This is a genomic window from Embleya sp. NPDC059213, assembly GCF_042754445.1.
Classification (GTDB): Bacteria; Actinomycetota; Actinomycetes; order Streptomycetales; family Streptomycetaceae; genus Embleya.
In genome coordinates this window covers 1-10002 of sequence record NZ_JBHZAV010000269.1, presented here as the reverse complement: position 1 = coordinate 10002, position 10002 = coordinate 1, and the positions used below count along the sequence as shown (strand labels likewise).

Here is a 10002-nt window from a genome sequence, read left to right as displayed (position 1 = left end):
GGCAATACCCGATCGCCGACCGCCTCGACCACGAGTTCGTCCCCCACGGCGCGTACTCGACACATCACCGGGAAGGCGCGGGCCGCGAACGCCTCGGTCACCGGCCCGTCGATCGATTCGTGCACGACCCGGGCGACCGGCGCCAGTTCCTCGATCATCCCTCGGGTATCCGGGTCGTCGGCCGGCCCGCCCGCGATGACGACCAGGGCCGCTTCCGCGCGAGTCGCCCGCAACGCCGCCGCCACACGTGGCAGTTTCTCGTGACACGGCGGACACCCGGGCGACATGAACACCACCACGGTCCCGGTGTCCAGGTCGCGCCTGCGCAGCGGCCGGCCGTCGAGGGTGTGGGTCTCGAAAGCCCCGACCAGCGCTCCCGGCGGCAACATGCCGTCGTCGTCGATCGGTTGCGCGGACGAGTGTGGCCCCCGGGCCTGTTCGGCCCGCAGTCGCCGGACCAGGCCCACGGTCAGCAGGAGGTCGAGCAGGCACAACGCGCCGACGAGCACGACGGCCGCGATGAGATACGGCATGGTCACCCTTGCCCTTTCCGGACGGCGACGGGGAAGGCGTCGCGCAACAACTCGGATATGTCGTCGAGGACGGTCACCACGACACCCGCGACCAGTCCGATGCCGACGGTCACCGCGAGTGCGCCCGGCGCGTCCGGCAGGCCCCGGGAGGTCCCGACGGCGCCGATGATCGCCACCACGACCAGGAAGCCGTTGCGGGCGAGTTGCAGCGGACCGGTGTCGGTCGCGGACGCCCCGAAGCACCGGCACGACACCCGCACCCCGCGCCGCAGGGAGGCCGCCATCGCGAGGGTGAACGCGGCGAGCAGGCAGCCCGCCAGCGCGAACCCCACGAGCGCCGCCGGTCCCGGCGACAGCAACAGGACGACCGCGGCCGCCTCCGCCCCGGCGACCAGGCGGGCCGCCGCACGGCTGCGGCGCGGCGACAACGCGACGAACGCCCGCACCGAGCGCACGAACGCCGCGAATGATGCCGCGGAACGCAGTTTGCTCACCACCGCGACCGCGAACACCACCACGAGCAGGGCCCGGCAGGCCATCGCGGCCGACTCCATGACGCGGAACTCCCTTCGCACCGAAGACTCGAACGAGGACACAGGGGTGCCGGTGGACCCGCGTGGGAGACCACCGACACCCCTCACTGTTCCGGTGGGTGCCGAGACCGCGACCGTGCGCGAGAACTCGGCCGACCGGTCGGCGTCAGCAGCCGCAGTGGCCGTACGCGTAGTAGTAGCTGCCGTCGTCGCAGTTCATCCGGTACTGGGTGTACTTGCTCTGACCGGCACAACTGCCGTTGATGCACTTCGAGCCGGCCTTGTGGCAGGCGACCGCGTTCGCCGTACCTGCGGGAACGAACCGTTCCACGAGGCGATCGGCGATCGCCTGCACGAGCTTGGTCATGGATGTACCCCTTCGCTGAAGCCGCGTCGACGTCGGCCGACGCGGTGGAACCGGAAGCGCCCCACCCGACCGGCGGGGCACGACCGAGCCTGGGCGAACACACCCGGCACACACAACGGCTCCGGTCTGTCCCGAACAGCGTCGAGACTGTCCGCCCTGGTAGGGCGGCATGTCCCGGCACCGTTCCGGACAGACCGGAACGCTTGCACGGCGCGATTTCGAACCTGTCGGCGCCGCCCCGTCGGCGCTGCCCCGTCAGTCCTGCGGGATGTACACCGAGCACGTCGAGAACGCGTTGTCCCGCACGCACAGGAACAGCGCGTTCCACCGGCTGCTGTTGTCGCTCGCCGCCGTGGTCAACGTGTCGGAGCACGATTCGTCGGTCAGACCCCAGAGGGATCCATCCGGCCAACCGGCCTGCGCGGTACGGCTGTCGATCGCCGCGAGACAGGCGTCGGACGGGTTGTAGCGCTTGACCTCCGCCAGGAACTCCAGGTACTTGGGGTTCTGCCGCGAGGCCGCCCGGTCGTCCAGCGTCTTCTTGGCCGCGTCCTTCGCCTGCTGCGGCGCGTTCGGGTCCTGAATCGTGCGCAGCGCCTCGCTGCTCTCCTGCAGGGCCCTCTGCACCTGCGCCACGTCCTCCTTCTTCTTCGGCGCCGTCGTCGGATTCTGGATGGCCAGCAGCCCGTCGCTGATCGCCTCCAGGACCTTCGTGTTGAACGCCTTCTGGTCCGGCGGCAGCGTCGGATTCTGCAGAGCCCTCGTGGCTATGGCCAGCTCGTCCGCGAGCTTCCGGTAGACCGCCCGGTCCGCCGGTGGGACCTTCGGATCCTGACTCAGCCGGACCGCCTCGTTGATGCCCCGAACCAGCTTCGTGTAGGTCGCCTTGTCCGCCGGCGACGTCGTCGGACTCTGGATCACCTTCAGCGTGTTGTTGATCTCGTTCACGATGCGGGTGTACTGAGCCTTGTCCGCCGCTGGGGTCTTCGGGTCCTGAATGGCGTTCAACGCCTTGTTCAACCCGTCTCTGAGCTTCTGTTTCACGTCCTCCGGTACGTTCAACGCCGCGATCTTCGCCTCCGCCTCCTTCTTGGCGTCCGCCGGCGCCGGGCTCTGAGTGGGCGCCTGGGACTTCGAGGGCGACCCGGTGGCGGGCCCGCTCGACCCACCCGAACTCGGCGTGCCGGGTGACTTCGGCGCCTGCGAACCTGGGGACGCCGGGGTGTTCGGGGTGTTCGGCTGCACCGGTTCGGGCGTGTTGGGCGCGGGGCTGTTCGGCTCCGACGCGGGCGGCTTGTACGGCGGCGGCGGCGGGGTCTGTGCGGGCACACCGGTCGTGTGCTGTCGGGCGGGAGCCTGCGTGGCCGCCGCGGCGGCCGCAGCGGTGGGCAACGCGAGGGCGGCCGCCAGGCAGGAGGTACCCAGGACGCGGGAGATCTGTCGTCGCGCGGTTTTGGACATGGTCATTCCAGGTGTGTTCCGAGGGGCTGATGTGCCGTTGTCGGCTCGGCTCTGCCACTGAGGCGGCGCACGTTCACCGGAGACCAGGACTCAACGGTGCACACGTATCGACAGGACCAACTCTTCGCCCACTCGCCGGCCGTCGCAACCCAAGCGCCGGCGACAACCCCGTCCGGGGGGCTCGGATCAGCGGGCTCACCTGCTGCAACCGATCGTCCGACGCCGAGGCTCCGATCCGGTGCCGTGCCCTGTCGTGCGGTGCGGTGCGGGGGGTGACGAACGGCGGCACTTCGGGGTGCACATCCGTCAACCGCGGCACCGGCCCGCGAGTGCGCGAGTACGCTCCGTGTCGAAGTAACCGCACAGGGTGGGACAGGGGTTGCCCGTGGTGGGTGTCGAAACAGTGGGGAATGGCCGGTATCGCCTCCTGGCACGGATCGGTGCCGGCGGAATGGGCATCGTCTGGCGGGCGTGGGACGAGTTGTTGCGGCGCCCGGTGGCGATCAAGTGCGCGCGGGTCAACGATCCGCAGAGCGTGCGACGACTCCGGGACGAGGCGGCCATCGCGGCGAGCTTCGACAGTCCGTACATCGTCACGGTGTTCGACCTGGTGGTCGAGCACGATACGTGGTGGCTGGTGATGGAATACGTCGAATCACGCAGCCTCGGGCAGTGCATGGCGCGGCCCGGGCAACGCCCGACGCCCGCGTGGGTCGCGTCGATCGGGTGGCAGATCGCGGAGGCATTGCGGGAGGTACACGCGCATTCCGTCGTGCACGGGGACGTGACGCCGGAGAACATCCTGGTGACCGTGGACGGGACGGGCAAGCTGGCCGACTTCGGCATCTCGCGGGCGTTGGGAGCGGCGGGTACCGGGCCCCGGGATCGGGCCCTGCACGGAAAGCCCGGCTACCTCGCACCCGAGGTGGCCCGAGGCCGGGAAGTCGGTCGAGCCTCGGACATGTTCTCGCTCGGCGCGTCGTTGTTCGCTGTCCTCGAAGGGCAGGGGCCATACGGCAGCGCCGACGACCCGCGCACACAATGGCGTCGGGCCCGCGAAGGCCGCATCGACAAACCCGTCGCCTCCGGGGAACTGACCGAGCTGCTGCAAGAATTGCTACGGGTACGACCCGGGCGTCGGCCCGGGCCGGCCGACGTGGCAGCCAGACTGCGCGCCCTGACCTCGCCGCACGACACGACCACGCCGTGGCCGCGAACCGGGATCGTCCCCGGGCCGGTGACCGACTTCGGCACGCCGATGCCGGCCGCCGACACCACCTCGGGCGTCCGGCCGCCGTTCCGGTTCCTGCCCATTCCGCGCCGGCGCCCGCAGTCGTCGAGACGGCCGTGGCCGCTCGTGGTCGGGGCAACGACACTGGTCACGGTGGGAGTTCTCGCCTGGTCGCCGCTCATCGACCCGAAACCGGCGCCCACGCCGGCCGCCGCCCGAACGATCCTCGTCGGCGACGAACGCACCGTCGATCCGTGCGCGCTGCTCGATCCCGCCTCCCTGACCCGCTTCGGCCGGACCGTGCTGGACTCGGCGCTCGGCGGCTTCCGGCGTTGCGACCTGCTCGTACACGGCGCCGAGGACCGGCGCGTGGCCGACGCGGAGCTGTCGTTCACCGAGGGCGGCCAGGAGTTGGGCCCACAACTGCGCACCCGGCGCATCGGTGACATCACCTTGATCGAAGGGGCCGACGACGCGCGGGAGTGCCCCCGGATCCTCCGACTCCCCGACGGCTACGTGGTCAAGGTGACCATCTCGAACCTGGCGAGCGAGCCGGTCGACCTGTGCGGCATGGCCGACGCCGTCACCACGCACGCGATCGACGTGCTCGGTCGCGGTCCCATCCCCCGACGCCCGTCCGCGCCGAGGGACGCCTCGTTGATCCGACTCGACGCGTGCGCGCTGCTCGATCCGGCCGCACTCGCCCGGATGCCCACGATCGACGCCCAGCACCCCAACGCCGGTTTCGGCGACTGGAAATGCCGATGGCACAGCACCGTCGACAAGACCGCGATCATCCTGCGCTTCTACCAACGCGAGCCGCTCCCGGCCGACATCGGCCGACCGGAAATGATCGCGGACCGCCGGGCGTTCGTGACACCCGGCGAAGCGGACCGGGACCTGTGCACGATCCGTGTCGTGCATCGCACGTATCCCAACGCCGCCCACCCGATCGTGGAACTCGTCCAGATCGAGGTCTACGCGGCGCAACCCCGGGAGCAACTGTGCGCCACCGCCGACCGACTCGGCGCCGCGGTGGTCACGAAACTGCCCCGAGCGTGAGCCGGGCGAACGCTTTCGCGTCCGCCCGCACCCCGCAACTCACGTATGTGCCCGATCCACCCGAGCCGAGAGGCTTCCCGGGCGGGCCCGGCACTCGTATCCTGTCCGTGCCGACACGGCGGGGGGCCGCTCGGGGCACGCGGCATCGTGCCCGAACAGGGAAATCATGTCGGATCATCCGATCGAACCCATCCTGCGCGAAGGTTGTCCGTCCTGGTGCCGTGGGCACTTCGACGTCGAGACGCAGGCCGCCGCCCGGCTCCACCACCGCACCATCGGCGTCACCATCGAGGCGGGCTCGCCGATCCCGCAGAGCGTCACCCAAGCCAAGATCTGGGCGGAGTCCGGCCCGGACACCGCCCTGCGGGTGGCGATCGCCCGCTGCGTGCCGCCGCCCGGCCGACCCTGGCGGGTCGACCTGGACCCGGGGCAGGCTCGCAACCTGGCCAACCTGGCGGACGCCTTCGACCCACGCCTGGCCTCCGCACTCCGCACCGTCCTCGACCGAATCCCGGTGCCCCCGGTGCCGGGCAGCAACCTCTGGTAGATGACCGGCACTCGGCCGCTGGTGGACGACCGGGGACTCGATGGCTGGTGGACGACCGGCACTTGGCCGATGGTGGACGACCGGCGCTCGGCCGTTGGTGGGCAACCGGCACTCGGCAGGGAACGGCCGTTGGTGAACAACCGGCACTCGGCGAGGAACGGCACAGCGCAGCACGGTCGTTCCGCCTGTTGGCGTCGGTCGGGTCATGACATGCGGGGAGGCGGTCCCGGTCGCGTGGACGGCGCGGCCGGGACCGCCGGTCGGATGCCCGGCTAGTCGGTACGCAGCGCGGTGAGCACGTCGAGCCTGGCCGCGCGCCGGGCCGGCCAGGCCGCCGCCAGCACACCGACGATCGCGGCGAGGACCAGGAAGACGAGCACCCGGTCCCACGGAATCACCACGGTCAGGTCCTTCGTGGAGCGGGCCATGCCCTTGACCCCGCCGACCCCGGCGAGCAGACCCAGGACCACACCCAGGAGGCCGCCGAAGAGCGAGATGATCAGGGACTCCAGGCGGATCACCCGTCGGGTGCGCCGCCGGTCCAGCCCGATGGCACGCATCATGCCGATCTCGCGGGTACGTTCGAAGACGGACATGGCCAGCGTGTTGACCACGCCGAGCACCGCGATGACGATCGCCATCGACAACAGCCCGTAGACGATGTTGAGCATGATGTCGAAGAGCTTGTTGAAGTCCTTGCGGACCTCCTTCGCCGTCTGCACGTTGATCGCCGGGCTGTTGCCGACCGCCTTGCGGAGCGTGTCGCGCATCGTGTCCCGCTGCTGCGGCGCGACCTTCGCGAGTACGAAGTCGTCGCCGACGACGTCGACATGCGGCGTCAGCGTCTGCAACGACACCGTGAGGCCACCGAGCAGCGGCGCCTCGTCGTAGATGCCGCCGATCGACAGCCGGCTCTGCCGCCCGTCCGGGAAGGTGACCGAAACCGGCGTCCCGACACGCCACTTGCGGTCGTCGGCGGTCTGCTTCGACACCAGCAGTCCCGTCGCCAGGGATTGCGGGCCGCCCTGGGTGAACCTGGTCGTGAGCACCGAGAACGCGCTCGCCGGGTCGACGGCGGTGAGTTGGTGTTCCTTGCCGTCGACGCTCACCTGCGCCGAGCGGACCGGACTGACGGCGGTGACACCCGGCACCTTGGCGACCGTGGCGGCGATCTCCGGGGTGAGCGTCTGCCCGTCGGAGGACGAACTGAGCACGAACTCGGCGGTGATGCCCTTCGACAGGGTGCGGTCCACGAGTTGTTTGAGCGACGTGCCGAAGATGGTCAACGAGGTCACCAGCACCATGCCGATCATCAGGGCGGATGCGGTGGCGGCCGTGCGCCGCGGGTTGCGGGCCGCGTTCTGGTACGCGAGCCGGCCCTCGACCGGATGCACGCGTTGCAGCAGCGCGCCGAACAGCCGCACCGCCGGCGTGGCGATGAGCGGGGTGAGCACGATGATGCCGACCAGGACGATGCCCGCGCCGCCCATCACGGTGAACACCTTGGCGTTGCCGGTCGCCGAGCCCTTGATGCCCGCGAGCAGCACGATCCCGCCGAGCACGACGGTCAGGACGCCGGCGATGTTGCGACGACGCAGACTTGCGGCGCCGGTCGGCAGGTTCGTGCGCAGCGCCGCGACGGGCGGGATCTTGGCGGCTCGGCGTACCGGCAACCATGCGGCGAGCAGCGTGACGCCGATGCCGACGGCCAGGCTCCACAACGCGGTCGCGCCGGTGACGACGGTCGGGCCGGGCGTGAGGTCGGCGCCGATGTTGTTGAGGATGCCGCGCAGGCCGACCGCGAGTCCGATGCCGATCACGAATCCGGCGAGTCCGGCGACCACGCCGACCGCGAGGGCCTCGAACATCACCGAGCGGGTCACCTGCTCGCGGGTGGCGCCGATGGCGCGCAACAGGGCCAGTTCGCGGGTGCGTTGGGCGACGAGCATGGCGAAGGTGTTGGCGATGATGAAGCTGCCGACGAACAGCGCGATGCCCGCGAAGACCAGGAGCAGCGTGCGCAGCGACGCGATCTCCTTCTGCACCTTGTCCCGGTCGTCTCGGCGCAGTGTGTCGCCGGTCAGGGCTTCGGCACCGGAGGGAACCAACGGGGCCGCCGCGGCGCGCAGTTGTTCCTGCGTGGTCCCGGGTTTCGCGTTCAGGCGCAGTTCGCCGTAGACGCCGGGCTCCAGGTAGAGCCCCTGCGCGGTGGCGGTGTCGAGGAGGGTGAGCGAGCCGCCGGCCTCGACGGCGGCGCTGTCCGTACCGAAGACGCCGACGACGGTCTGCTCCAGGACGGGCCCGCGGGCGACGATCCGGATCCGGTCTCCGACCCGGTATCCGGCGGCCTTGGCGGTCGCGTCGTCGAGCGCCACCTCGCCCGCCTTGGCGGGCAGCCGGCCTGCGGTCAGTGTGTAGCGGGGGTCCTTGCCGTCGCGGCCGGGTACGGCGTTGGTGCCGGTCGCATTCGCCTTCTTCCGGACGAGTTTGCCGTCGCGGTCGACGACGGCCGTGAAGCCGGTGACGTGACCGGTGACCGACGCGGCGCCCGGCAGCGCGCGCAGCTTGGCCGCGAGCGGTTCGTCCAGGGGCGGTATCTGGAGGTGTTCGACGGCGTGCTTGGTACCGCGGACGTCGACCGCGATACCGCGGTGATCACGCAGCGCGGCCTCGGTCATGGCCTGCTTGAGGGTGTCGCCGAAGACCAGGACGGCCGCCACGAACGCCACGCCGAAGACGACCGCGAGCGCGGTGAGGGCGAGACGCACCTTGTAGGCGACGAGGTTGCGTAGGGAAGTGCGAAGCACGGTCGGGTCCTTCAGAGGGGGAGGGAGGAGGCGGTGGGGGTGGTGGGATCCGGGGTGGTCGTGGCGGGGGTGGTCGTAGCGGGGGTGGTGGCGGGTGTGGTGGGGACGGAGGTGGTGGCGGTGGGGGTGGTCGGCTTGCGGTTGAACGCGCGCATGCGTTCCAGCACCCGGTCGGTGGTGGGTGCGGGCATGTCGTCGACGATGCGCCCGTCGGCGAGGAACAGGACGCGGTCGGCGTAGGAGGCGGCGACGGCGTCGTGGGTCACCATCACGATGGTCTGACCGGCCTCGGTGACCGAGGCGCGCAGGAATTCGAGGACCTCGGTGCCCGAATGCGAGTCGAGGTTGCCGGTCGGTTCGTCCGCGAAGATGATCTCGGGCCGTCCGACCAGGGCACGGGCACAGGCGACGCGCTGTTGTTGGCCGCCGGACAACTGGGCGGGCCGGTGGTCGAGGCGGTGGCCCAGGCCGACGGTCTCGATGACCTTGTCCAACCACTCGGGGTCGGCCCGTCGACCGGCGATGTCCAGCGGCAGGGTGATGTTCTCCAGGGCGGTCAGGGTCGGAAGCAGGTTGAACGCCTGGAAGACGAAGCCGAGTCGGTCACGCCGCAGGTGGGTGAGGGCGGTGTCGTCGAGCGAGGCGAGTTCGACGTCACCCAGCCGTACCGAGCCGCCGGAGATCCGGTCGAGACCCGCCATGCAGTGCATCAGCGTCGACTTGCCGGAGCCGGAGGGGCCCATGATCGCGGTGAACTCGCCACGGCGGAAGCCGACGGACACGTTGTCGAGGGCGCGGACTTGGGTGTCGGCTTGGCCGTAGGTCTTGGTGAGGGCTTGGGCTGTGGCGGCGTGGGGGGTGGTGTGGGTGGTGGTGTGGGGGGTGGGGGTGTGAGGGGTGGGGTGGGCGGCGTGGCGGGGGGTGGGGTGGCGGGGGGTGGGAGTGGGGGTGCCGGTGGGGGTGGTGTTCATTGGGTCTCCGGTGGTGGGCTGTGGGTGGGATGGCTTGATGAGGGTGGGTGGGCGGATGGGTGGATTGGAATATTAGATCGACTGGTCGGTCTAATTTATCGACGGGCGTTGGGGGCGACGTCAGCCGTGGGGGCTATGGGCGGGTCGGCCGGAAGGTGGATGGGAGGGGGTGGGAGTACGCCGGAGGGGTTTGGGGCGGGGGTGGGGCGGGGGTGTTGGCCTGAGTTGCGGGCGTGGGGCGGGTGTTGGTTGGGGTGGGGGTGCAATGGGCTTGGGTGGGTGGGGATTTGGGGTGGGGGTGGGTCGTGGGGCTGGTCGTGGGAGGGGTGGGGTGGGCTTGGCATTCGGCGGGACGGGCGGGGGCGGGCTGGGTCGCGGGGTGGGGGCTTGGCATGCGGCGTGCGTGGAACTGGTCCGCGTGGGCTGGGTCGCGGGGGTGGGGAGGGATTGGGCTGTGGCGCGGGGCGACCCCGCCGGGTTGGCCGGGTCG

General features: G+C 70.7%; 8 protein-coding genes. 2 read left to right on the top strand and 6 right to left on the bottom strand.

The genetic code is table 11. From position 1 onward, the window contains the following. The 4 genes from ACFXMF_RS44555 to ACFXMF_RS44540 all read right to left on the bottom strand — a co-directional run. On the bottom strand, positions 1–533 hold a 533-nt coding region (locus ACFXMF_RS44555; RefSeq protein WP_380021193.1), incomplete at its 3' end, for a hypothetical protein. 2 nt (positions 534–535) lie between these two features. Then, complete coding sequence (locus ACFXMF_RS44550; RefSeq protein WP_379991734.1) at positions 536–1087, bottom strand: MauE/DoxX family redox-associated membrane protein; 552 nt, start codon at positions 1085–1087, stop codon at positions 536–538. A gap of 145 nt (positions 1088–1232) precedes the next feature. Beyond that, the gene (locus ACFXMF_RS44545; RefSeq protein WP_360321432.1) at positions 1233–1433 is read right to left on the bottom strand and encodes a hypothetical protein; all 201 of its coding nucleotides are present in this window, start codon (positions 1431–1433) and stop codon (positions 1233–1235) included. A 255-nt stretch (positions 1434–1688) separates the two neighbouring features. Then, positions 1689–2900 carry a hypothetical protein gene (locus tag ACFXMF_RS44540; protein WP_380021191.1) on the bottom strand — a complete coding sequence of 404 codons (1212 nt, stop codon included), beginning with the start codon at positions 2898–2900 and terminating at the stop codon, positions 1689–1691. Positions 2901–3261: 361 nt separating this feature from the next. Here ACFXMF_RS44540 and ACFXMF_RS44535 point away from each other — a divergent pair, with 361 nt between their 5' ends. Together ACFXMF_RS44535 and ACFXMF_RS44530 are read left to right on the top strand one after the other, a co-directional pair. Then, entirely contained in the window at positions 3262–5187 is a 1926-nt protein-coding gene (locus ACFXMF_RS44535) for a protein kinase (RefSeq protein ID WP_380017993.1), read from the top strand. A 166-nt stretch (positions 5188–5353) separates the two neighbouring features. Continuing rightward, positions 5354–5734 carry a DUF6907 domain-containing protein gene (locus ACFXMF_RS44530; RefSeq protein WP_360321423.1) on the top strand — a complete coding sequence of 127 codons (381 nt, stop codon included), beginning with the start codon at positions 5354–5356 and terminating at the stop codon, positions 5732–5734. Positions 5735–6006: 272 nt separating this feature from the next. On the opposite strand, the gene ACFXMF_RS44525 is transcribed toward ACFXMF_RS44530, so the two are convergent. Both ACFXMF_RS44525 and ACFXMF_RS44520 read right to left on the bottom strand, forming a co-directional pair. Then, positions 6007–8541 (bottom strand): FtsX-like permease family protein, encoded by a 2535-nt coding sequence (locus tag ACFXMF_RS44525; protein WP_360321420.1) that lies wholly within the window; start codon positions 8539–8541, stop codon positions 6007–6009. A gap of 11 nt (positions 8542–8552) precedes the next feature. Continuing rightward, on the bottom strand, positions 8553–9512 hold the full coding sequence (locus ACFXMF_RS44520; protein ID WP_379991736.1) for an ABC transporter ATP-binding protein: 960 nt from the start codon (positions 9510–9512) through the stop codon (positions 8553–8555). Between the last annotated feature and the right edge of the window lie 490 nt (positions 9513–10002).